Annotated in this window: 23 protein-coding genes and 1 pseudogene; 11 read left to right on the top strand and 13 right to left on the bottom strand. The window is 29.7% G+C overall.

Translation table 11 applies throughout. From position 1 onward, the window contains the following. Positions 1-165: 165 nt before the first annotated feature. The 7 genes from nth to greA all read right to left on the bottom strand — a co-directional run bounded on the left by nth (position 166) and on the right by greA (position 6,444). Positions 166-807 carry an endonuclease III gene (nth, locus tag HRT41_09385; GenBank protein NQY24235.1) on the bottom strand — a complete coding sequence of 214 codons (642 nt, stop codon included), beginning with the start codon at positions 805-807 and terminating at the stop codon, positions 166-168. 74 nt (positions 808-881) lie between these two features. Further along, complete coding sequence (locus HRT41_09380) at positions 882-1,469, bottom strand: DJ-1/PfpI family protein (GenBank protein ID NQY24234.1); 588 nt, start codon at positions 1,467-1,469, stop codon at positions 882-884. 256 nt (positions 1,470-1,725) lie between these two features. Next, positions 1,726-3,699 carry an excinuclease ABC subunit UvrB gene (gene uvrB / locus HRT41_09375; protein NQY24233.1) on the bottom strand — a complete coding sequence of 658 codons (1,974 nt, stop codon included), beginning with the start codon at positions 3,697-3,699 and terminating at the stop codon, positions 1,726-1,728. Between the two features lie 11 nt (positions 3,700-3,710). After that, a complete protein-coding gene (locus HRT41_09370; protein ID NQY24232.1) occupies positions 3,711-4,259 on the bottom strand; it encodes a hypothetical protein in 549 nt (182 codons plus the stop codon). Next, on the bottom strand, positions 4,256-4,963 hold the full coding sequence (locus HRT41_09365; GenBank protein NQY24231.1) for a UDP-2,3-diacylglucosamine diphosphatase: 708 nt from the start codon (positions 4,961-4,963) through the stop codon (positions 4,256-4,258). The genes HRT41_09370 and HRT41_09365 overlap by 4 nt, the downstream gene beginning before the upstream one ends. Then, on the bottom strand, positions 4,953-5,960 hold the full coding sequence (locus HRT41_09360; protein NQY24230.1) for an N-acetyl-gamma-glutamyl-phosphate reductase: 1,008 nt from the start codon (positions 5,958-5,960) through the stop codon (positions 4,953-4,955). Before HRT41_09360 ends, HRT41_09365 begins: the two co-directional genes overlap by 11 nt. After that, positions 5,953-6,444, bottom strand: a complete 492-nt coding sequence (greA, locus tag HRT41_09355; GenBank protein NQY24229.1) for a transcription elongation factor GreA — start codon at positions 6,442-6,444, stop codon at positions 5,953-5,955. The genes HRT41_09360 and greA overlap by 8 nt, the downstream gene beginning before the upstream one ends. A gap of 97 nt (positions 6,445-6,541) precedes the next feature. On the opposite strand from greA, the gene HRT41_09350 reads away from it, so the two are divergent. Both HRT41_09350 and HRT41_09345 read left to right on the top strand, forming a co-directional pair. Continuing rightward, positions 6,542-7,186 carry a tRNA threonylcarbamoyladenosine dehydratase gene (locus HRT41_09350; protein ID NQY24228.1) on the top strand — a complete coding sequence of 215 codons (645 nt, stop codon included), beginning with the start codon at positions 6,542-6,544 and terminating at the stop codon, positions 7,184-7,186. Positions 7,187-7,306: 120 nt separating this feature from the next. Next, positions 7,307-8,215 (top strand): chemotaxis protein CheW, encoded by a 909-nt coding sequence (locus HRT41_09345; GenBank protein NQY24227.1) that lies wholly within the window; start codon positions 7,307-7,309, stop codon positions 8,213-8,215. A 34-nt stretch (positions 8,216-8,249) separates the two neighbouring features. Here HRT41_09345 and argH read toward each other — a convergent pair whose 3' ends face one another. From argH to nifS, 3 genes are all read right to left on the bottom strand, one after another. Next, positions 8,250-9,629 (bottom strand): argininosuccinate lyase, encoded by a 1,380-nt coding sequence (argH, locus tag HRT41_09340; protein ID NQY24226.1) that lies wholly within the window; start codon positions 9,627-9,629, stop codon positions 8,250-8,252. A gap of 155 nt (positions 9,630-9,784) precedes the next feature. Then, positions 9,785-10,765 (bottom strand): iron-sulfur cluster assembly scaffold protein, encoded by a 981-nt coding sequence (locus HRT41_09335; GenBank protein ID NQY24225.1) that lies wholly within the window; start codon positions 10,763-10,765, stop codon positions 9,785-9,787. Between the two features lie 20 nt (positions 10,766-10,785). Further along, entirely contained in the window at positions 10,786-11,982 is a 1,197-nt protein-coding gene (nifS, locus tag HRT41_09330) for a cysteine desulfurase, NifS family (GenBank protein NQY24224.1), read from the bottom strand. Positions 11,983-12,250: 268 nt separating this feature from the next. Between nifS and HRT41_09325 the strand changes: the two genes are divergently transcribed. The 9 genes and pseudogenes from HRT41_09325 (at position 12,251) to HRT41_09285 (ending at position 19,274) form a co-directional block, all read left to right on the top strand. Continuing rightward, positions 12,251-13,042, top strand: a complete 792-nt coding sequence (locus HRT41_09325; protein ID NQY24223.1) for a transporter substrate-binding domain-containing protein — start codon at positions 12,251-12,253, stop codon at positions 13,040-13,042. Positions 13,043-13,048: 6 nt separating this feature from the next. Further along, complete coding sequence (locus HRT41_09320; GenBank protein NQY24222.1) at positions 13,049-13,834, top strand: amino acid ABC transporter permease; 786 nt, start codon at positions 13,049-13,051, stop codon at positions 13,832-13,834. Between the two features lie 87 nt (positions 13,835-13,921). Next, positions 13,922-15,353, top strand: a pseudogene (gene sufB, locus HRT41_09315) (Fe-S cluster assembly protein SufB). A 21-nt stretch (positions 15,354-15,374) separates the two neighbouring features. Then, positions 15,375-16,133: a Fe-S cluster assembly ATPase SufC gene (gene sufC / locus HRT41_09310; protein ID NQY24221.1), complete on the top strand. Its 759-nt coding sequence runs from the start codon at positions 15,375-15,377 to the stop codon at positions 16,131-16,133. Further along, on the top strand, positions 16,117-16,989 hold the full coding sequence (locus tag HRT41_09305) for a SufD family Fe-S cluster assembly protein (protein NQY24220.1): 873 nt from the start codon (positions 16,117-16,119) through the stop codon (positions 16,987-16,989). Before sufC ends, HRT41_09305 begins: the two co-directional genes overlap by 17 nt. Then, entirely contained in the window at positions 16,982-18,166 is a 1,185-nt protein-coding gene (locus HRT41_09300) for a cysteine desulfurase (GenBank protein NQY24219.1), read from the top strand. The genes HRT41_09305 and HRT41_09300 overlap by 8 nt, the downstream gene beginning before the upstream one ends. A 1-nt stretch (position 18,167) precedes the next feature. Then, positions 18,168-18,581: a SufE family protein gene (locus tag HRT41_09295; protein NQY24218.1), complete on the top strand. Its 414-nt coding sequence runs from the start codon at positions 18,168-18,170 to the stop codon at positions 18,579-18,581. A 1-nt stretch (position 18,582) separates the two neighbouring features. Further along, on the top strand, positions 18,583-18,921 hold the full coding sequence (locus HRT41_09290) for a DUF59 domain-containing protein (protein NQY24217.1): 339 nt from the start codon (positions 18,583-18,585) through the stop codon (positions 18,919-18,921). A gap of 77 nt (positions 18,922-18,998) precedes the next feature. Beyond that, entirely contained in the window at positions 18,999-19,274 is a 276-nt protein-coding gene (locus HRT41_09285) for a hypothetical protein (GenBank protein ID NQY24216.1), read from the top strand. A 63-nt stretch (positions 19,275-19,337) separates the two neighbouring features. Here the strand turns inward: HRT41_09285 and HRT41_09280 are convergent, their stop codons facing one another. The 3 genes from HRT41_09280 to HRT41_09270 form a co-directional block, all read right to left on the bottom strand. Further along, positions 19,338-20,828, bottom strand: coding sequence for a fumarate hydratase (locus tag HRT41_09280; protein NQY24215.1), 1,491 nt, complete (start codon positions 20,826-20,828; stop codon positions 19,338-19,340). Between the two features lie 326 nt (positions 20,829-21,154). Then, positions 21,155-22,396, bottom strand: coding sequence for a TolC family protein (locus HRT41_09275; protein NQY24214.1), 1,242 nt, complete (start codon positions 22,394-22,396; stop codon positions 21,155-21,157). 9 nt (positions 22,397-22,405) lie between these two features. Further along, positions 22,406-25,540 (bottom strand): efflux RND transporter permease subunit, encoded by a 3,135-nt coding sequence (locus HRT41_09270; protein ID NQY24213.1) that lies wholly within the window; start codon positions 25,538-25,540, stop codon positions 22,406-22,408.

Genomic DNA, 25,540 nt, shown 5'->3' with positions numbered 1-25,540 from the left:
ACACTTGATTTGGACGGGAATTATAGGAGGTTTTAGTCTCTTTGTCAAGGGGTTTTTCTTAAAGATGGTTTAAATTTAATAATTTAAAGAAATAGCCACTATTAATTCAAAAAATATCAATTATAACTATTACTCTATATCACTAAAGCACTTTGTATGTAAGATTTAAACGTGAAAGGTTTCTTTTGTTTTGCATACATGAGGAAACAAACAATTATCACAGTCTGGTTTGATTGCTTTACAAGTATATCTTCCAAATAAAACCATGGCTTGATGAAAAATATGTAAATCATCTTTTAATCTAGTAACTAAGTGTTTTTCTGTTTCTGTCACATTTTTACCATCACTTAATCCTAAGCGGTGAGATACTCTAAAAACGTGAGTATCCACAGCCATTAAATTTGCACCTTCACTTTCAATCATAAAAACATTGGCTGTTTTATTACCTACCCCTGCTAAAGTCATAAGTTTTTTTTGTACATGTGGGATATCACCTTCAAAATCTTCAATAACGCTGTGAGCCATCTTAATGATGTTTTTTGCTTTGTTATTGAAGAATGAACAGGATTTCAATAAATCTTTTACATCATCTAAAGATGCATCCACTAATTCAAAGACAGTGGGGTATTTTTCAAAAAGTGCTGGAGTTATAATATTAACTCTCTTATCCGTACATTGAGCTGATAATATGATAGCAATCAACAATTCGTAGTCATTAGTATAATTAAGCTCTGTAACAGCATCTGCATACTTTTTTACAAAAGCTTCTTTAATTATTTGTATTTCTTTTTTGGTGGCTTTTTTCATATAATCTCTTTTTTTTAACTTAGTGCATTGTAGTAGAATAGATTAAATACAAATTTAATTTTAAACATTAAATCTTAAGTATTTTTTTTCCAATCAAAGTCCATTTGTTTTGCTGTTTGTTTTGCTAAATCATTTGAGCGTATTTTTGAAACAATATGTAAACTCATATCAATACCAGCAGATATTCCAGCAGACGTTATAATATCGCCCTCATCTACCCATCTAACATTTTTTTGAACATCTAAAGAAGGGAAATCTTTTTCTAAATCTTCAATATCTTCCCAATGCGTAGTAACTTTTTGAGATGTTAATACTTTAGCTTGTGCCAAAATAAAAGCTCCCGTACAAACAGAAGTAACAAGTTTAGCTTTTTTAGCAACTTTAGCTACCCAAGAAGTAACATTAGTATTTTTAACTTCAGCAGTATGAACCCCACCTACAACAATTAGCAGATCAATACTAGGACAATTCTCAAAAGTATAATGAGCTTGTACACAAAACCCACCACGTGCTTTAATTACAGTATTTTTCTCAGAAACAAAAAACACATTAAATTTTTCCTTCTCATCTAAAAAACGAGAAGCCACAGAAAAAACTTCAAAGGGCCCAGCGAAATCCAAAACCTCCGCATCATCATAAATATAAATTCCAATATTTTTCATAAGTATCCTTGTCTAAAATTGTTTTAAGATATCAAAAACACCAACGATTAATAGATACAAAATATATAAATTCATAAGTACAGATAAATATCTTAAAAGGGTATTTTTTAACACGTTCAGTACAAAAATCTAAATATTGTTTTAGATTTTGGGATAAATCAAGGCGAAGAAAAAATTTAAAACGGAGTGTACGCCAGTACATGAGTATTTAAATTTTCTCTTCAACGCAGAGTCAGCCCAAAAGCTGAAACAAGATTTAGATTTTTTTTATTTTTTCTATTTCGTCTCGTAATCTTATGGCTTCTTCGAAGTGTAAATCCTTAGCTGCTTTTTTCATCTTAGCATTCAACTCAATCAAAATTTTCTTTCGCTCAGACGCTGGCATTTTCTCAACTTTTTCTTTTTTCCAGGCAAGTTCATCGTATTCTTCTAATTTAAGACTTTCATCCAAGGCTCTTTTTGTTGTTGTTGGTGTAATACCATGAAGTTTATTATGAGCATCTTGAATTTCTCTTCTTTTATTTGTAGTATCGATTGCAAACTGCATAGAATTAGTAATTCTTTTTGCAAATAATATTACTCTACCATTTACATTACGTGCACCTCTTCCCATTGTCTGAATGAGGGAAGTTTTAGAGCGTAAAAAACCTTCTTTATCCGCATCTAAAATTGCTACAAGAGATGTTTCTGGAATATCCAGACCTTCTCTAAGAAGATTTATTCCTACAAGTACATCAAATTTTCCAAGTCGTAATTCTCTAATAATATGATTTCTTTGAATGGCATCTATATCTGAGTGCATGTATTTAATTCTAATACCTAAGTTCGCATAATAATCTGTTAATTCTTCTGCCATTTTTTTAGTTAATACTGTAACCAATACTCGTTCATTTTTTGCCGCTGTTTTTTTAATTTCATCGTGTAACTTCTCAACTTGAAATTCCGAATCCATTATTTCAATTACGGGATCTAATAATCCCGTTGGACGTATTATTTGTTCTGCTACTTCAGAGCTTAAATCAAGTTCTAGTTCATTAGGAGTTGCTGAAACAAAAAGAAAACTAGGGGCTTTTGAAATAAACTCATCAAATTTTAAAGGTCTGTTATCTAAAGCAGAAGGCAATCTAAAACCATATTCAACTAAGGTTTCTTTTCTACTTCTATCAGCTGCATGCATACCTCTAAATTGAGGCAGAGATACATGAGACTCATCTACTATTAATAAAAAATCTTTTCCAATTTGTTCAAAATAATTCATTAAAGAATAAGGTGTTTCCCCTGCTTCTTGTCCAGTTAAATAACGTGCATAATTTTCTATTCCTTTGCACATTCCAGTACCCTCAATCATTTCAACATCAAATTCAACTCTTTGTTTTAAACGTTGATGCTCAACAAGCCTGTCTTCTTTTTTTAAAAAAGCCAGTCTCTCTCCTAATTCTTCTTCAATTAATTTAACCGCAATGGCTAGTTTGTCATTTGAAACAACAAAAGGGTTTACAGAATAAACCGTAATTTCTTTTAAATTTTGGATTTTTGCATTCGTAAGATATTCATGTTTGGTAATCGATTCTACTTCATCTGCAAAAAATTCTACACGAATAAACTCATCATCATAATAAGCAGGGTAAATATCAATAACATCCCCATTAACTCTAAAATCACTTCGCTCAAAAAACTTATCGTTTCTTTTGTATCCCATTTCTACAAGTTTTAATAAGAGTGTTCGTTGAGAGTATTCAAAACCAACTTCAAGTTTTTGAACCATTTTTTGATATTCTTCGGGATTACCTAAACCATAATTAGCAGATACAGACGCAATAACAATTACATCATCAAAAGAAAGTAAAGAAGAAGTTGTTGATAATCTTAATCGCTCTAACTCTTCATTAATAGAAGAATCTTTTTCAATAAATAAATCTGTTCTTGGAATATAGGCTTCTGGTTGATAATAATCGTAGTAAGAAATAAAATACTCTACATGATTGTTGGGAAAAAAGGTTTTAAATTCCGAATACAATTGTGCAGCAAGTGTTTTATTATGAGTCATAATCAAAGTCGGCTTTTGCGTTCTTTCAATTACTTTTGCCATGGTATATGTTTTACCAGAACCAGTAACTCCAAGAAGAGTATTGTATTGATTTCCATCTAATATAGAACGTGATAATTTTTCAATAGCCTCAGGCTGATCGCCTGCAGGCTCGTATTGACTTACAACTTTAAATTCAGCGATATCGTATCCTTTTATTGGTCTTTATATCGTGATAAAAACAAAAAAACAATAGAAATTTCTCTAGCACTCCACTTTATTTCGGTACATAAAGCATCTTTTGTTTGGGAAATTTTAACAATAGAATCATATTTTCTCAAGATTTCATTAATTAATATGATTAAACCATCATCACTTATATTTAAAAATTCTTCATGAAAAATCTTTTTTGGTTCTGGTATAAAAAAGTCTCTGTTGTATTTATACAGTTTTAATAAAAGTGACATTTGCCAAGTGTGCCATTCATTTGCTTCTAAATGTGCACTTTGTTTGTTTTGATAGTCTAAGGTTACAAAAACATCATAAATTCTTTTACAAGCTATTAATATATCAGCTGCTTTTATTTTTTCAATTGAGGCTGGTAAATCAAGAGAAGCTATGTGAAACTTTCTTTTTTCTACGTCTTTTTGTACTTTTTTAACTTCTTGTGGCCCCTGGCCTTTGATTAACAATATATATATTAACACTGCAATTATTATTGAAATAAAAACAACTGATAATACTAAAATCATTTGTACACTCATACTTTGGTCCTTAGTGTAATTTTTTTAAATGTATCATTTAATATAACGTACTCGTTTGAGCACAATAACGAAGGGATATTAACATAAAAAGTCTTGTCATAAGTAATAAAATCACCTTGATGATAATGTCCTTCAATAACAATACTCGTATCATAACAATCAATTTTCTTCTGAATGATTTCTTTAAAGTTAGGTATTTTTCTACAAATACTTTTAGACATTAAAGAAGTATATATTTTTTTGGATAACACATCATTAATATCCAGAATATTTAATAAAGCTAACAATGTTTTGTTACGTATAATGGAACAATAAATATTGTAAAAATTGTCTACATACATATCCCCATGAGAAAGAGAAATACTCTTATTTTTATACTCTGCTAAAACAGGTTGTGCTTGTCTTTCATATATTTTTATTAAAGGAAATATCTTTTTTAAATTATAATCATGATTTCCTTCAAAATAAATGATTTCAATATCTTTGGACAAATCATTTAATAAATCAATTACTTTTTGATTTTTTTTAATAAAATACTTTGTTTCAAATGTAAGAAAATCAAACATATCTCCCATTAAAATCAACTGTTTACATAACAATCTTTTTTCTTTAAGTTCTTGTAAAAAGGTATAAAATATCGTATTTTTTTCATTAAAATGTGTATCTGCGATAAAAATACAATCGTCAATTAAATTAAGGGACATAGGCAATTTTTGGTATTCCTGCATTTTCTTCTAAACCACACATTAAATTGGCATTACAAACAGCTTGAGAAGATGCACCTCTTAATAAGTTATCAATTGAGGAATTAATAAAAAGTGCATTTTTATTACGTGCAACAAAAATATCACAAAAGTTTGTACCTGCTGTACTTTTTATATCTACTGGATTCTTTTTAATACGTACAAATTCACTCTTTGAATACGCATTGTGTAAAATTTCATTTACATCTATATCTTCTTTTAATGTAGCATAAACACTTACCATCATTCCTCTTGTAACATTAATTAAATGAGGTACAAAATTTATTTGTAAGTCTTTATTACACAAGAGTCTTACTTTTTCTTCAATTTCAGGCATATGTCTGTGATTAAAAGGATTGTAAGCAAAAATATTTTCATTAACATTACAAAAATGTGTGCTTTCACTTAGTTTTTTTCCAGCTCCAGAAACACCAGATTTTGCATCAATAAAAATAGGTGCATTTTCATCTATATAAGGAATAAAAGGTAAGAGTGCTAATAAAGAAGCAGTTGGATAACAACCTGGATTCGCAACTAGAGAAGACTTTTTAATTTCTTCTTTATAGTACTCAGGTAAACCATAAACAGAAGATGAAATATTCTCTTTATCTTCATGAGCACAATAATGTTTTTCATAAGTATCTAACTCTAATCTATAATCAGCAGATAAATCAACCACTTTAACACCAAGAGCTAATAATTCTTTTGCAAAACCCATTGATGTTTTATGAGGCAAAGCTAAAAAAGCTAAAGAGGCTTTTTTAGCAACTTCTTTCGCATCGGCTTTTTCAACTTGCGTTGAAAGAACATCTTGCAAAGAAGGATGCAGTTCATCAATTCTTTCTGTACCACTTGAGTTTGCAATATAATTTATCTTAAAAGAAGGATGCGTTAATAAAATTTTTACCAGTTCAAGTCCTGTATATCCACTTGCACCAATAATAGCTACATTAATCATCTAAATTAATCTCTTTATAACTTACCCCTAGAACTTCAAAATTTTTAGTACCACCTGGTAATTTAGCAACAATCTCGTCCCCTTCTTCTTTTCCAAGAAGCTGTTTAGCTAAGGGTGAATTAAAAGAAATAAGCCCTTTATTAGCATTACTCTCAACGCCACCAACAATAGTATAAGTAAATTCTTCATCGGTATCTGTATTTACAATTTCAACGCATGATCCAAAACTAACTTTATCATGAGGTAAAGATGTTGGATCAATAATGATTGCTTTTGAAATAATAGAACCCAGTTCTGCAATTTGAATATCAATTAAACCAAGTTTATCTTTTGCAGCATGGTATTCAGCATTTTCTTTTAAATCACCTAATTGTCTTGCTTCTTCAAGGGCAATAACTGTTTCCGGTCTTTCTTTTTTTTTGTAATATTCTAATTCACCTGTAATCTTGTTGTAGCCAACAATTGTCATTGGTTCTTTATCCATGTAAACTCCATAATATATAATTCTTATTTTATTGTATTTTTGTATATTCTTTGCTTTGTATTTGCTATAATAGCAAAAAATTTATAAAAGAGTAAACATGGAAAGATTTGATAGAACCCTTAAATTATTTGGAAATGAGAATTTCAATAAATTTAGAGACACAAAATTAATATTATTAGGTGTTGGAGGAGTAGGTTCTTTTGCTTTAGATGCTTTAATACGTACAGGTTTTGAGAAAATTACAATAGTTGATTTTGATACCTATGAAGAATCAAATAGAAACAGACAATTAGGAAGTGATGATAATATTGACAGAATAAAAGTGGAAGTATTACAAGAAAAATACCCAAGTGTTGATATCATAAATATTCAAATAACTGAAGAATGGGTTGATACTTTTGATTTTAGCTCTTATGATTATATTTTAGATGCTATTGATGATATCAAACCAAAAGTAAGACTTATTCAAAAATATTATAAAAAATTAATTACAACTGCGGGAAGTGCAAAAAGAATTGATCCCTCGAAAATTGAAGTAATCTCAATTTGGAAAACATTTAATGACCCTTTCATAAGAAAAATCAGATACGAATTGAAAAGAAGAGGTTTTAATAAAAAAATTAATGTTATTTTTTCTTCTGAAGGTCCTATGTGTATTGAAAAAGGTAGTTTTATGGCTGTAACTGCTTCTTTTGGATTAATGATGTCTTCTCTTGTTGTTCAAAAAGTATTAAAAAAATAATATTACCTAATAATATTATGCTATAGTGTTAGTATATAAATTCATTTACATAGTGAAATAAAATAATTAACATATAAGATAAAAAGATATATAATTTAGAATCATAGAAAAAGGATTGTTATGAGTAGCATGGGAAGCAGTGTTGAACAAATGACACAAGCACATTTAAGAAATGTGCAACAGTTAGCCGTATTTTACACAGGTAATAACAATATATATGCTATTAATATAGCAAAAGTTAAAGCTTTTATAATTCAAGAAGAAGTGACAATTACTGAAACTCCTAAAAGCTCTAATATTATTGCAGGAATTGCAACTATTAGAGGGGAACCTATTACTCTTATTAATCTTGACAATTGGTTGGGATTAACAGCTCTAAGCACAGAAGAATATAAACTAATTATTTTTTGTGAGTTTAATCATAAAAAAGTTGGTTTTTTAATTAAAGATATGCTTGATATTGTTGAAAAAACAACAGAAGATTTAAGACATACAGAAGAACAAAATTCAAAAATTACGTATACAACTTATGTAAAAGTACATGATAAAGAACAATTATGTACTGTATTTAATGCAGAACAACTCTTAAAAGATATTGGTTGGACGGATGATGGAAGTGAAGCCTTAGAAAAATATGTTGATAAACCTTTATCTTCATCTAAAATAATTTTAGCGGCTGAAGATTCAGGAGTTGCTAGAGAAATTTTAATTAAATTCTTTGAAAAAGCTCAATTAAAATATGAAATATATAAAAATGGTGGGGATTTAATTGATAGACTAGCTGAAATTAGCCCTGCTGATGTTGCTTTGGTTATTACTGATATTGAAATGCCAGGTACGGATGGTTATCAAGTAGCTTCTCATATTAAAGGTTCTGCTGCTTTATCTCATATTCCTATTATTGTTAATTCATCAATGACAACAGAAGCTGTTAGAAATAAAATGGCAGTTATCGGAGTAGATGAGTTTATTGGTAAAACAGATATCGCTGCTTTATATACAGCTACAAAAAACCTTATAATTCCTTAATATTAGATGATTTTCATCTAATATTAATTACTATTTATTTTAGCCACTCTTTAAATTCATTAATTTGATTTTTTGTTTGTATTGTAGATGTCCCACCAAAAGATGTTCTTGCATTCATTGACGCTCTTAAATCTAAAAACATAAGTATTTCTTCATTAATATTTTTAATTTTATCATTTGATGATTGTATTTCTGCTAAAGACAATTCGCTGATATCTTTGTTTAATTTATTAGCAACTGCAACGACATCTTTTGTAATATAATAAGCGCTTCTAAAAGGCATGTTTTCTTTGGTCACTAAATAATCAGCCAAATCAGTTGCGCTTAAATGCCCTATCTTACAAGCATTTTCCATATTTGGAACATTTATTATCATTGTTTTAATCACTTCATTTAAAATACTCAAAGAAATTTCAATGGTTTTTACAGAATCAAAAACACCTTCTTTATCTTCTTGTGTATCTTTATTATAAGCTAAAGGAAGACCTTTCATTACGGTTAAAAGTGAAATTAGATTACCATATACTCGTCCTGTTTTTCCTCTTAATAACTCAGGAACATCTGGGTTTTTTTTCTGAGGCATAATAGAAGAAGTAGTAGCATATTCATCACTCATTCGTAAAAATTGAAACTCATAAGAAGACCAAAGAATTAATTCTTCTGATATTCTAGAAATATGCATCATTGATGTTGAAATATTAAATAAAATCTCTAACGCAAAATCTCTGTCACTTACTGTATCTAAAGCACAAGCGCTTGGTTTAGAAAAACCTAATAGTTCAGCTGTTCTAAAACGATTTATCTTATGTGGAGTACCTGCAAGAGCAGCAGAACCCAAAGCAGAAACATCATTTCTTTTATAAGAACTTTCATATCTGTCATAATCTCTTTTAAACATATTTGCATACGCTAACATATGATAACCAAAATTTATAGGTTGGGCATGTTGTAAGTGGGTCATTCCTGGAATTAATGTTTCAGTATGTTTTGAAGCTAATGCTACAAAAGTATCAACAAGAGTTTTCGTTTGTTCCATAATAGAAATATTTTTCTCTTTTACATACAATCTAAAATCACTTGCTACTTGATCATTTCTACTTCTTGCAGTATGCAGTCTTTTTCCAGCTTCTCCAATAATTTGGGTAAGTCTAGACTCTATTGCCATATGAATATCTTCTTGTTCAATTTCAAATACAAAATCACCAGACTCAATTTCTTCTTTTACTTGTAATAAACCTTGCTCAATTTCTTTTTGATCTTGTGAAGTTATAATGCCTTCTTCTTCTAACATAATACTATGAGCAATTGAACCTCTTATATCTTGGTCATATAATTCTTTATCAAATAAAATAGATGCATTAAACTCATCTAATAATTGTGCATTGGTATTTTTTAAAATTTGTTCTTGTGCCATGGCTAACCTTTTTTAAAGCTTTTGTTTTTTGGAATTTAAATATTTATTTTAAGACTGTGATTTTTGGCGATATTATAACATAGAAAGACTAAGTCATACTTGTGAGTGTTTATTAATAAAGGGGGGAATTAATAAAGAGAAAATCTCTTTATTAATTAAATAGGTAGGATTCTAATATTTTCGTCAACTTTATCTTTTAATACAGATTCAATTGCATATAGTGTTCCCGTAGAACCTGAATCACAACCATTACAAGCACCTAGGTATCTGATATAAATATCGTAATGAGGACTATTGTCTTTAATATCAATAATTTCCATATTACCACCATCCATAACTAACATTGGTCTAATATCAGTATCTAAAACAGCATCAACTGCTTTGATTCTTTGAACAATAGTCATAGTATCAAAAGTAGCTTCACCATTTTGGCTAGCATCTGCTGCATTTTTTAATTTATCAGATGCCATTTCAAGTCTAGTATCTTTTAAAATATCAACTAAATACCATTCTCTGTCTTCATGACCACCTGGTTTGATACATGATTTACAAAATGCACCTGCTTTAGTATAATCTGTAATTTGTTCAACAGTTGTTAAATCATTGATTCTAATTACTTCTTGAATAGTTCCTAAAGAAACTCTTGCACACTCACAAACCATAACTTCTGATTCGAAAGATTCCATATCAACGCCTTTGTACTCAGCCGCTGCTTTTTTAATTACATCATATGCCATTACAGAACAATGCATTTTTTGAGGTGGAACAGCAGGAGTATCTGCATTATCTCTTAATGCAAATTCAACATCAATATTAGTAATCTTAACCGCTTCATCAACTGTTTTACCCATACATAATTCAGCCATAACATCAGAAGATGCAATTGCAGTACCACAACCAAAAGATTTGAATTTTGATTCTTCGATTACATTTGTTTCTTCATTTACTGCCCAGTATAATCGCACAGCATCTCCACATGATTCTGCTCCAAAATCTGCAATAATTAATTTTGTATTTAATTCTTTTGCTCGCTCTTCTGTGATTTCACCTTGATGTAAAGGATCATCCATTCTTCTTATAACGTTATTTGAATACTCGTCCCAAATTGAACCGCTTACTAAATCGCCTTTTGCCATTGTTTATCCTTTTTCTTTTATTATAATTGTGAATCGTGAGATTCTGGTGCATATGCATACGATGATGAAATATGTCTTAATCTTAAAACTGCAGTTTTAATTACATCAATTGCATAATCTACTTCTTCTTGTGTATTAAATCTACTTAAAGATAATCTAACACCTGTATGTGCAAGTTCACTGTCACTACCAAAAGCATTCATAACAGGGTTTGCTTCTAAAGATTCACTTGCGCAAGCAGATCCTGTACTAGCCCCAATACCTTTTTGATTTAAATCCCATAACATTGATTCACCTTCAACACCTCGAATAGAAATTAACGTTGTATTTGGTGTTCTATTATCTTTTCCACCAATAACAATAGTTTCAGGGATTTCTAAAATCGCCGCTTCTAATTGATCTCTATAACCTTTAACAACTGTTTGCTCATATTTTATTGCAGCATCACTTGTTGCTAATTTCATAGCAAGTCCCATTCCAACCATTGATGCAACATCAACAGTTCCAGCTCGTTTCCCAGCCATTTGTTCACCACCATGAAATAAAGGTGTTAACTCATAACCTTTTTTAACATATAAACCACCAATACCTTTAGGGCCATGGAATTTATGTGCTGAAAAAGACAAATAATCTACATTGCATTTTTGAACATCTACAAGAATTTTACCAATAGCTTGAGTAGCATCTGTATGAAAAGGAACATTCATTTCTCTACAAATTTCACCAATTTCTTCTATTGGGAAAATTTTTCCTGTTTCATTGTTAGCCCACATTACAGTAACTAAAGCAGTTTCATCTTTGATATATGCTCTAACTGTATGTGCTTCTAAAACACCTTCTTCATTTACTGGTAAATAAGTTACATTTACACCTTGTGTTTCTAAAAACTTCAAAGTAGCAGTAATTGCTGGATGCTCAACTTCAGTTGTAATAATATGGTTTTTATCGCCATTTAAGATTTTATCAATCCAAATACCTTTAATTACCATATTATTAGATTCTGTTGCATTCCCTGTAATAATTATATCATCATTATCGTGGGCATTTATACCTTCGTATAAATAATCCAATGCCTCAAGCATTTTAGGGTGCGTTCCTGAACCAAATCTATGTAATGAGTTTGGGTTTCCATAAATTTTCGTTAAAAATGGTTTCATTTCCTCAAAAACTAGAGGGTCAACCATAGTTGTTGCATTGTTGTCTAAATAAACTTCCATCATGTTTTTTTTTCCTAAATATTGATGTCTCTGATTTTGAGAATCGCTCTCAAAGTACCACCAATTCATTAATTTAGAGGATTATAATCTAAATAGGATAAAAATTGTCTTAATTAAAAACATTATCATTTTGGCATTACTTTTCGTAACACAGAAGCATGTAAATAAATATTAATATTATTTATTTGTGGTATAAACAAAATAATTTAAAAAAAAACTAATTCGTTTCTTATTGTATATTTATGACATAATTACAAAAAGGAATTTTATGATAAAAAATATAATAGCACTAGCACTTGTCTCCATTTTATTTGTAGCATGCTCAAGTAAAGAAAAAGAAGATAACATTTTAAGAGTAGGTATGGAATTAGCTTACCCACCTTTTGAAATGAGTGATAAAGATGGAGAACCAACAGGAGTTTCTGTAGATTTCGCAAAAGCATTGGCAAAATCTTTGAATAAAGAATTAGTAATAGAAAATATTGCATGGGTAGGATTGATTCCTTCACTTAAAACCCAAAGAGTTGATTTAATTATATCATCTATGACAATAACAGAAGAAAGAAAAAAATCAATTGATTTTTCAGACCCCTATGCAACTGCATCTTTAGCTTTATTGGTTGGAATTAATTCAGGTGTCAATTCTATGGATGACTTAAACCAAGTTGGCAAAAAAGTTGCTGTTAAAAAAGGTACAACTGCACATGTTTATGCAAATAAATATATGGACAAAGCGGAGATACTGGTATTTGATAATGAAGCTTCTTGTGTTTTAGAAGTAGTTCAAGGTAAAGTAGATGCTACTATTTATGGACAATTAACCGTATATAATAACTGGAAAAAACATCCTGATACTACAAAAGCAATCTTGACATCTTTTCAAAAAGATAAAGAATATTGGGGCGTTGCTATTAAAAAAGGCAATGAGGAATTAAAAGCTAAAGTAAATGCTTTTATTAGAACAGCAAAAACAGATGGTACTTTTGATACATTATCTTATAAATATTTAAAAGAGACAAGAGAAACCTTTGATAGATTAAATATTCCATTTTTTTTCTAAGGATACATAATTAAAGAATATTTTTTAAACGAAAAGAATATTAAAAAAGATAAAAAACTTAAAAAAAGTGTTTATCTTTTTAACTTTCTTTTTTTATCTATTATTGTAAGTTTAATATTTTATTATATGTTCAAGAACGTAAATTATAATTTTGATTTTACAGGTGTTTATGAATATAAACAAAAGTTTATTGATGGTTTTATAATAACTATATTTATTTCGTTTTTTGCCCTTTTATTGTCTTTTATTATTGGTTTGTTTTTTGCTTATGCAAGTAACTCAAAACTTATAATTTTACGTTTTTTTTCTAGGTTTTACATAGAAATAATTAGAGGAACTCCACTTTTAGTTCAGATTCTAATCTTTTTTTATGTTTTTGCCGCTAGTTTAGGGCTAGAAAATAGATATCTTATTGGAATTGTTATGCTTGCCATTTTCTCGGGTGCTTATGTATGCGAAATAATACGAGGCGCCATACAAAGCATAGATTATGAGCAATTTGAAGCAGCTAAGTCCTTAGGAATGAGTGAATATCAAATGTACCGCTACATTATTTTTCCTCAAGCTTTTAAACGAATGTTACCAGCTCTTACAGGACAATTTGCATCTATTATTAAAGATTCGTCTTTATTGTCTATTATTTCTATTAATGAATTTACTATGAATGCTCAAGAGGTAAATGCTTATACCTATTCTACATTAGAGAGTTATATTCCTCTTGCTTTTGGTTACTTACTCTTAACTTACCCTATCTCATTTTATACGTCAAAATTAGAAAAAAACATAAAATGACAAGATCATAATCGATTAATTTAATCTATTTATGTTACACTTTCTTAAATAGGACAATTTTTGTCCTATTTAAGAAAGGCAGTATTAATGAATAAAAAAATTGATAAAATATTAAAAGAAGATTACAAACTTGGTTTTGAAACCTTGGTTGAATCTGAAACTTTTGAACCTGGTTTAAATGTAGATGTCATTAAAGCCATATCTCAAAAAAAGGACGAACCTTAGCTGGTTATTGGACTTTAGATTAAAAGCATATAAAGCATGGTTAAAAATGGAAGAACCTTCTTGGGCTACTCTTGAATATGAAAAAATAGATTTACAAAGTATCTCTTATTATTCCGCTCCAAAAGCTGCACTTAATTCTTTGGATGAAGTTGACCCCGAAATTTTAAAAACCTATGAAAAACTAGGAATCTCATTAGATGAACAAAAACTTCTAGCAGGTGTTGCTGTTGATGCTGTATTTGATTCCGTATCTATTAAAACAACTTATCAAGATGAACTGGAAAAACTGGGAATTATATTTTGTTCTATTTCAGAAGCTGCACAAAAGCACCCTGAATTAGTAAGAAAATACATGGCTTCTGTAGTTCCTATTAAAGATAATTATTTTGCATGTTTAAATTCTGCTGTTTTTACAGATGGTTCCTTTGTATATATTCCACCCAATGTAACTTGCCCTATGGAGTTATCTACTTATTTTAGAATTAACGCTTTAAATACAGGACAATTCGAACGAACTATTATTATTGCAGATGAAAATTCTTATGTTTCCTATAATGAAGGCTGTTCAGCCCCTACAAGGGATGAGAGTCAATTACATGCAGCTGTTGTGGAACTTATTATTCTAAAAGATGCACAAATAAAATACTCTACCATTCAAAATTGGTATCCAGGCGATGAAAATGGAAAAGGTGGTATTTATAATTTTGTAACAAAAAGAGCCAAATGTTTAGGAGATAATTCTAAAGTATCTTGGACACAAGTAGAAACTGGTTCACTTATTACGTGGAAATATCCTTCATGTATTTTAAAAGGGGATAATTCCGTTGGGGAATTTTATTCTGTTGCAATTACAAGTAAAAGACAACAAGCAGATACGGGATCAAAAATGATTCATATAGGTAAAAATACCAAATCAACTATTATCTCAAAAGGAATTTCTGCATTAAAAGGGGTTAACTCATACAGAGGATTAGTAAGAGTTTCTAAAAATGCAGCTAATGCAAGAAATTATTCTGCTTGTGATTCTTTACTTATTGGAAATACTTGTTCTGCTAACACCTACCCTTATCATGATGTTAAAAATTCTTCTTCTATTGTTGAGCATGAAGCTACAACATCCAAAATATCAGATGAACAATTGTTCTTTTTAAAACAAAGAGGAATAAATGAAGAAAATGCAGTATCAATGATTGTTAATGGTTTTTGTAAAGAAGTTTTACAAGAATTACCCATGGAATTTGCTGTTGAAGCAAGAGCATTATTAGACCTTACGTTAGAAGGTTCAGTTATATAAATACACAAGTATCGGAGTATTATGTTAGAAATTAAAAATTTATATGTATCGATTGAAAAAAATGAAATTTTAAAAGATTTTTCTTTAAGTATAAAACCAGGAGAAGTACATGCTTTAATGGGCACAAATGGAACCGGGAAATCAACCTTAGTTAAAAGTATAGCAGGCCACTTTGAGTGTAATATCACCCAAGGAGAAATAACATACAATAATAAAAACTTATTAAAACTTGATCCCAATGAAAGAGCCAATGAAGGTATCTTCTTATCTTTTCAAAATCCTGTAGAAATAGAAGGCGTTAATAATTCATACTTTTTAAAAACAGCTTTAAATGCAAAACGTGCCTATAATAATGAAGAAGAACTTGATGGTTTAGAATTTTTGAAACAACTAAAAACAAAACTAAAAAAGTTTGGGCTTGATAATTCTTTGTTAAAACGTGATTTAAATGCAGGTTTTTCAGGGGGTGAGAAAAAAAGAAATGAATTAATACAAATTATGATCTTAGGCCCAGACTTAATCTTGCTTGATGAAATAGATTCTGGCTTGGATATTGATGCGATTAAAACAGTAGCGCAAGTTATTAACTCTATGTTAGATGGAAAACGTTCGCTTTTAATGATTACTCACTATGACAGATTATTACAATTAATTAAACCCGATTTTGTACATGTAATAAAAGATGGAAAAATTGCACAATCTGGTGATCATACCTTGGCAGAAGAATTGGATGAAAAAGGTTTTGAAGGTTTAGGATTACATAATGACAAAAACAATTAAACAAAACAATGATTTTTTGTATATTAAAGATTCAAACTTAAAAATCATATCCATAAAAGACATTAAAAATAAGACCTTAATTATAATTAACAATCTTAATATTAATCAAGAATCAAATATAGAATTTGTCTTAGAAAAAGATGCAAGTATCAATGTACTAGAAGTTTTTGCAAATACGAAAGAAATACAAGCACAAGCTAATAGAAAAATGACTTTAGAAAAAAATTCAAAACTTAATTATTGTAAACTTCAAATAATTGAAGAAGACAGTACATTAAACTGTACTTATAGCAGTGATTTAAATAAAGACTGTGAACTAAGCATGCATATAATTGAAAAAGGTTCAAAAGAATCCATTAATACTATCAACAATGATTTAAAGAAAAAGAATATTAAACTTAATATCAATATTCTTACTAAACTTCTACATAAATCAAAAGTACAAAATCATATTAAAACGGTGCATAATGCACAAAATACCTATTCATGTATTAGTAATAAACATATTTTGGATAATGAGAGTTCCTCTTTATTCGCGCCTCTTAGTATTGTTAATAGAAAAGCACTGTATGCAGGTGCATATCAATACTCTAAAGCCATATTATTAAGTGATAATTGTAATGTAAAAGCCAATCCACATTTAGAGATTTTAATTGATGAATTAAAAGCGGGACATGGCTCTAGTATTGGTTCAATTGATGAAAATGCTTTGTATTATTTGCAGAGCCGAGGTATAAAAAAAGAGGCAGCAAAACATATGATTTTACAAGCTTTTGAAAATGATATTTATGATAACATTCCTTCTTTAAATATTCAAAATTTTATAAAAAACTTTTCAAGGAAGGCTTATGTATAAAAATGATTTTCCTTTTTTTGCAAACAATGAATTTGTCTATTTAGACAATGCAGCAACAACACAAAAACCCTCATCTGTAATCAAAGCAAGCAGTGATTATTATAGTAATTATTGTGCCAATACACACAGAAGTTCTTTTGGTCCTGCAAATATTGCCACTCAGAAATTCGAAGATACAAGAAAAGCTTTAAAAGAATTTATAAATGCCAAAAGTATCAGTGAAATCATTTTTACAAAAGGGGTAACTGAAAGTATTAATTTTATAGCACACTCATATGCAAAAAAATTTGATACTATTATTATTTCTTCTTTGGAGCATCATTCCAATATTGTTCCTTGGCATATGCAAAATAGGTCTTTAAAAAAAGGACTAAAAGTAGTTGCTTGTGATGATAATTTAAATTTTGATTATTCACATTTTGAAGCATTACTAAAAAAACATAAAAATGCTTTTGTAAGTATCACACATATTTCTAATGCTTTTGGAAAGATTCATGATATCAAGCGCATTACTGCATTAGCACATAAATACAATGCTTTAATTATGATTGATGCGGCTCAAAGTTTGGCACATGCAAGTATTGATATTCAAGACATTAATTGTGATTTTTTTGTTATGTCTGCACATAAAACATTTGGTCCTACAGGAGTAGGTGCTGTTTATATAAAAGAAACCCTCTTAAAAGAAGTAGATCCTTATCAAACAGGGGGTGCGACCATTCAAAAAGTAACGTACAATGAAAGTACTTTCTTGGATTCTCCCTATGTTTATGAAGCAGGAACTCAAAATATTGCAGGTGTAATTGCTTTTCATGAGGCCTTAAAATATTTAAAGAATTTAGATTTTGAAGCTGTTTTAAAAGAAGAAGAACATTTATATGAGTATTTACATCAAGAACTATTAAATGTTCAGGGTATTCTTTTATACAATAATACACAAGATGCCATTGCTTCAAAAAGTTTTAATATAGAAAACATTGTACATGATGACATTGGAATATTACTTGATAAAATGAAAATAGCGGTAAGAGTTGGCCATCATTGTGCCCAACCTATTATGGATAAACTTGGAATCATAGGAACAATAAGAGTATCACTCGCTTTTTATAATGATAAAAAAGATGTAGATTTATTTATAAAAGCTTTAAAAAAAGCAATTTCTATGTTAAAGGATTAACGTGTCAAAAAAAGTAGAAAAGAGAGTATTTAAAATAAAAGAAGACTTGGATTTTTTTGATGATGAATTAGAAAAATATCAATTCATCATTGATTTAGGGAAAAAACTAAGCGCTTTTAAAGATGAAGATAAAATTACTCAACATATTGTTCATGGTTGTACCTCTCAAGTATGGCTAACCTGCACACAAAAGCAGGGAGTATTACTTTTTAATGGCACATCTGATGCTATTATTGTAAAAGGTTTGGTTTATATTCTTTTAGAAATATTTTCTAATTTAGATGCAAAAGAGATTAATGACAGTGAAGATGATATTCTTTATGAACTTGGATTAAGTGAAATAATTACACCAAATAGGCAAAGTGGCGTCATGGGAATGATTAAAAAAATAAAAGAATACGCAAAAAAGGTTTAAAATGTCTTACGATTATGAAAAAATAGAAGAAAAAGTGGTTCAACACCTAAAACATGTTTTTGATCCTGAAATTCCAGTTAATATTTACGATTTAGGATTAATTTATAAAATTGCTTTTGATTTTAAAGACAATACATTGTTTTGTAATATTGATATGACGCTAACATCTCCTGCTTGTCCAGTTGCAGATTCATTGTTGGCAGAAGTACATTACGCTAGTAAAAGTGTAGATGAGATTGATGAAGTTGAAGTGAACTTGGTTTTTGATCCAGCATGGGATAAAAGTAAGATTTCAGAAGAAGGACTTGAAATCATGATGATGAATGGGGCTTCAATATAAGTTAATTTTTAAGACTATTTAGGTACTTTTTATCTTTATTATGTAATAATAATTTTTTAAAGGAGGTATTTAAGGCTATGTTTGATAGAAATAATTTTTTTACATTCCTTTGGGTAACTGGAGGAATCATTTTATTAACACTACTTGTCACATTTGTAATTTTACCCCAAATGAATTCAGGCTCTAGTAAAAGTAGTTCAAGCTTTGGTAAACTAATGAAGAATAAAGCCTCTACTTCTATACCTACTAAATTAAAATGGGGAAGTGATTTTAATCATAATTATGAAAAAACAAAAATTGAACCTCGCAAAAAAAATGAAGGTAATGCTTTTTCACACTTTAAAAAAAAATAAAGATGTGTTAAAAGAAAATAAAGACTATGAGTTTTATTCATAGTCTTTATTTAGGAAGAGAGACTAAATAGTTCTCCATTGTGCAGGACCTGTTGTATGAATTGACACGCCTTCTGTATCAACTGCAACAGTAACAGGCATATCTTTTACTTCAAATTCATAAATTGCTTCCATTCCCATTTCTTCAAAAGCAACTACTTTTGAAGCTTTAATACTTTGAGAAATCAAATATGCAGCTCCTCCTGTAGCAATTAGATAAATAGATTTGTATTCTTTAATTAAATCAATAGTTGGCTGTTTTCTCTCAGCTTTACCAATCATTCCTAAAATTCCAATTTCCATCATTTCTTTTGTAAACTTATCCATTCTAGTAGCTGTTGTTGGACCTGCAGGGCCTACTGCTTCAGTTCCAACTGCGTCAACAGGTCCAACATAATAAATAAATCGTCCTTTTAAATCAAGACCATTAGGAAGGGCTTTTCCAGCAGCTCTGTATTCAACAATCTTTTTATGAGCAGCATCTCTTGCTGTCAAAATTTTTCCTGATAATAAAAGAGTATCTCCTGATTTAAATTGAGATAAATTCTCTTGCGTTAAATCTTCAATATTTACTTTTTTAATAGTATCCATTGGAAGCTCTAGGTCTGGCCATAAATCTAAGTCAGGTTTTTTAAATACTGCGGGACCATCTCCTTTTAATTCAAAATGAATATGACGCGTAGCTGCACAGTTAGGAATCATCGCAACTGGCAAAGACGCGGCGTGACAGGGGTAATCTAAGATTTTTACATCTAAAACGGTAGTAAGTCCACCTAAACCTTGAGCTCCAATTCCAATCTTGTTAATATCTTCATATAATTTTAGTCGTAATTCTTCAAGAGCAGTTTGTGGCCCTCGTTCTTTTAATTCATGAATATTTACTTCTTGCATTAAAGATTCTTTTGCAAGTAACATAGACTTCTCTGGATTACCACCAATACCAATACCAATAATACCAGGAGGACACCAACCAGCACCCATATTTCTAGCATTTTCCATAACCCAATCATAAATAGAATCACTTGGGTTTAAAACTGCAAACTTAGATTTGTTTTCACTTCCTCCACCTTTTGCAGCTACAATAATATCAATGGTATTACCATTGTTTACAGAAACATGAATAACAGCAGGAGTATTGTCTTTAGTATTAACTCTTTTTCCAGCAGGATCACTAACAATTGAATATCTAAGTTTATTAATTGGGTCTTTATATCCTAAAGCCACCCCTTCATTAATAATATCATCTAATTCTTTTGTAATATCAAGATCTGCATTTAAACCAACTTTTACAAATACATTAATTGAACCTGTATCTTGGCAAAGAGGTCGATGACCCATTGCACACATTTTTGAATTAATTAGTATTTGACCAATAGCATTTTTAGCTGCTACTGATTTTTCTTTTTCATAGGCTTCAACCATACCTTTAATAAAATCCTCTGGATGATAGTATGAAATATATTGAATAGCATCTGCAACACTTTGTCTGATATCGTTTTCTGTAATTTTTCCCATTATTGCTCCTGTGTAAAACAAGTTAATTAAAACAAGATTTTCAATTTATCTTAAATAATTTGGATTTATGCTAAGAGTATATCCAATTTAGGGTAAGGTAGCTAAGTACAATAATTGTACATATTTTTTAAATTACACTATGTAGATACCTAATTATTGGGGTTTAAAAGAAAAGTTATAAAATAAATAAATTTCACTATTAATACATCTGTAACTTTTTGCTACTAAATTTATTTTTTTCTTAAATTTTTTACTTAATTTATTTATTTATGATTTTAATTATTATAATTGATAAGTCAATAATCTTAAGGAAGTCCTTAAGATTATTATTTTTCTGTTACTCTATCCAAAGAAGCATAAGCTAAAAATTTTGAATAAAAAGCACCATAAAATCTTTGTTTAGCTTGAGATAATAAATAGTTAGCATCAATTAAATCTGTAGTACTTGATACTCCTTCATTAAATCTATTCGAGACAATAGTATAATTTGTAAATGCTTGACTTAATGCAAGTTTAGAAATAACTAAACTTTCTACAGCAACATCAAGAGTTGATACAGCTTCTGAATATTGAAGTTTAATATCCAATCGCAGTTTCTCCAAACTTAACATTGTTTCACGGATTTTCATTCTTGCAATCTTAATGGTTGATTCATCTTTTCCACCATTGTATAAATTCCAAGTAGCACTTAAATTTGCAATATTTTGTGAACTTGGGTAACCATCACGTCCACCTAAAGAAAAAGAGTCTCCATATTTATTAAAAGAATAAGAGGCGTCTATTTTAGGATAATACGTAGCTTTATTTACTTCTAGAATATTTTTGTAGGCTTTAATATTATGCAACAATGCTTTAATTTCACTTCTATTTTCCAAAAGAGTTTCAGCATAAATATTTAAAGAATCATCTTTGTCTTTTAACTCTTCTATTCCTTCATTTCTTAAATCTTTTCCACCCATAATATTGGAGAGTCTGTCTTTAGAAGTTTTTAAATCTGCTTTTGTTTTGACTACATTTTGTTTTGCATCCAACATATTAATATGAATTTTTAATAAATCATTTTTAGCTAATAATCCCTGCTCAAATTTACTGTTACTGTCATTGTATTGTTTTTCAAACAGTTCAAAAGCACTGATATAGGTTTCTAACTGTTTTGCAAGATTTAAATAAGATATATAGGCACTCTTAGTTGACAAGATAATATCTTGTTTTTTCGCTTTCAATAAATAGGATGAAGCTTTTTCATCTTCAATTGCGCTTTGTAAAGTATTGCTACTTTTAAAGCCATTAAATAGATTATAAGAAAGTGTTGCCGCTCCACTTGAATCATCTTTTGTCTGGTTAACAAGTAATTTATTTCTGTGTAAATAAGAATAACTTAAATCAAAAGTAGGCAAAAATCCAGCTTTATTAGCTCTTGTATTTTCTTGTTTTTGTTTATATTCTAAGTTTTTCACTAAAATATCTTGGTTATTAAGAAGAGCAGTGTTAACTGCTTCTTCTATACTTAAAGCACTTAAGCTTAATATACTTATACTAAGTGCTAAAGAAATTCTTTTTAAATTCATACTTTTTCCTTATGATTGTGTATTAATTTTATGTGCAGTTTCTGATTTTCTCGATCTAAATTTGTGTTCTATTTTTATAAAAAACATTAATAAAGCTGGCGTTACAAAAATTGTAAAAATAGTTGAAAAAGCCAAACCACCAGTAATTACAGAACCTAAACCTCTGTAAAATTCACTTCCAGGACCTGGGATTAAAACAAGAGGTAACATTCCAAAAATAGAGGTTAGTGAAGACATATAAATAGGTCTGATTCTTGTTCTTGTAGCTTCAATAACTGCTTGTTTATGCTCCATTCCTTCATTATTAATATAATTTAAACTTTGATGTACTATTAAAATGGCATTGTTTACTACAATTCCAACAAGAATAATAAATCCAAGCATGGTTAACACATCCAAGGGTTGAGGCGCTAAGAACTTATTCGTTAGAGCAAGTCCTAAAAAACCACCTGCTGTTGCTAATGGTACTGTAAACATAATAACAATTGGATACAAAAAGTTTCCAAATAAAGCAGCCATTAATAAATAGATAATCACCAGTGCCAAAATAAAATTCTGCGTCAATAATGCAATAGTAAGTGAAAGTTTATCCGCTGTTCCACTTAATGCAATATCAACAGTATTAGGAATCATATTTTTAGCTTTCATACCTTCTAACATTCCACCTACTATTTTAATTGCTTCATCAATAGTCATACCAGAAGGCGGAGTAATTTGTAAAGTAATCGTTCTTTTTCCATTTAAATGTCTGATTTCTGAAATCCCGGTTGTACTTTTATACGATGCCAGTGAGGAAATAGGTACTAAAGAGCCTTCTCCTACAGAAATCTGTGTACTCATAATATCTTGTGGTGTTTGTATAAATTCATCATTTGCTTTAAAAACCAAATCAATTTTTTTCTTTCCATCTTGAGAGTAAGAACCAATTATTTTCCCATCCATTATTACATCAACGGCAATTCCTAAGTCATTTGCAGTCATTCCTAATGATTTTAAAGCATCATTATTTGGTTTGATTCTAATTTCTGAATAAATCAGCTCAATAGAAGGAATGGGTCTTATTTGAGAACCTTGTAACGCTTGTGAGGTTGCACCATATAACATTCCACCTACATTGGCTAAATCTTCTATTTTTTCACCAGAGATATCAATATCAACGGTATTTCCTTCTCCAATTCCTTGTTCAAATACTCCTGATTGTAAAGAAATTCCAAAAACAGAAGGAATAGAATTTACAATAGGTTTAAAATATGGAATCAGTTCTTTTGCACGTGATTCATGCATAGATGTCGCTCCAAAAAGTGTAAAATCACCAAAAGAAACATAAAAAACACGATCCATTCCAGGAACACCATCTACATCTTTATTAATATTTGGCTCAACTTTTTTCATTAAATAGGTTCCCATATCGTATCTTTCTTGATAAGAAAGTCCAGGAGGAGTAATTAAAATATTAAAAATTAAATTTTTATTACCTTGTGGTAAATAGTCTAATTTTGGCCAAAGTATATAAATCAAAGATGCTGAAAATACGGATAATGAAAGTATTGTAAGTATTTTTGAAAAAGTATTTTTAAGGGATAAGTGCACAACAGACATTATAATATTAACTAATTTATGTCCAAAGTTAGCAAGTGCACTTGTTTCTTTAGGTTCTTTTTGTGACATACCAGCTAAACCCTTCCATAAAACAGGAATAACTGAAATCGATACAAATAAAGAAAAAGTTACAGAAGCAGTTACTGCTATCGCAATGTCTTTAAACAATTGTCCCGCTTCATCTGCAAGAAATATGATTGGCAAGAATACAGCTACTGTTGTTAAAGCAGATGCTATTAATGCACCCCAAACTTCAGAGGTACCTTTGTAAGCAGCTTCTGCTACAGTAGCACCCTCTTTTCTATGTCTGTCGATGTTTTCCAAAACAACAATGGCTGAATCAACTAACATTCCTACGGCAAATGAAATCCCAGCTAAAGAAATAGTATTAAGAGATCTTCCCATAATATCAAGTACAATAAACGTACCCATTACAGAAATTGGAATCGCAGCTGATACTACAGCTGTTGGTGAAATTGAACGTAAAAATAAAAGAAGTATAAGAACGGCTAAAATACCACCTATGGCAATATTCTCTTGCACTAAATCAACTGCTCCAACAATATAGGGTCGTTGATCAAATAACCATTGCAGTTTAATATTTTCTTTTTTTAATATTCCAGCATTCAGTTTATTTACTACAGCTTCGACTTCATTGGTAAGTTTTACAATATTAGCTGTTGAACTTGGTTGAACACCTAAAAATATTCCGTCTTTTCCTAGGAAAATTGCAACACCTTGTGCCGTTTCGTAACCAATATTAACACTAGCAATATCAGAGATACGAATTCTTTGTTCTCTATTACTTATAATAATTACATCTTCAATATCTTCTATGCTTGAAAATTTATTTACGGTTCGTATTCTGTATGAACGTCTATCAAGATTTAATATACCTGCAGAAACATCTACATTTTCACCTTGAAGTGCGCTTATTACTTCTTTAATACTTAAACCATAAGATGCAAGTTTTATAGTATCAAAAGTAATTTGCATTTGTTGATCACGTCCACCACCTACAAAAGTACCAGCAACCCCATCTACTCTTTTTACAGCAGGTTGGATTTCATCATCAAAAAATTTTCTGTACTCATCTATATGGCGAGGGTTATCATTGATTGTTTGAAGCATCATCCATACAACAGGACTTGCTGTTGCAGTTTCAATAATAGGCTCTTTTACATCAGGAGGATAAGAATCCACTTCATTTAATTTATTAGATACATCTTGCAATGCCGCTCTTAAATCAGTTCCTAATTTAAATTTAACTGTTAACTCAGCTACATTATCTTTTGAGCTAGATTCAAATTCTATTAAATTATTTAAAGATTTTAAAGCATCTTCTTGTTCTTCAATAACATCTCGTTCTAACTCATAAGGAGTAGCACCTGGCCATACTGTTGTAATCTTAATCTCTGGAACTGAAACGTTTGGTGTTAATTGATAGGGTAATTTACTTAAAGACAATACCCCAAATAATATAACAATTAATACCGATACAATGATAGTTACAGGATTTTTAATTGAAAATTTAATTAAATCCAT

Source organism: Campylobacteraceae bacterium (genome assembly GCA_013215945.1).
Classification (GTDB): Bacteria; Campylobacterota; Campylobacteria; order Campylobacterales; family Arcobacteraceae; genus NORP36.
Note: the sequence above shows the minus strand (reverse complement) of the source record. Positions and strands in the feature narration are given on the sequence as shown.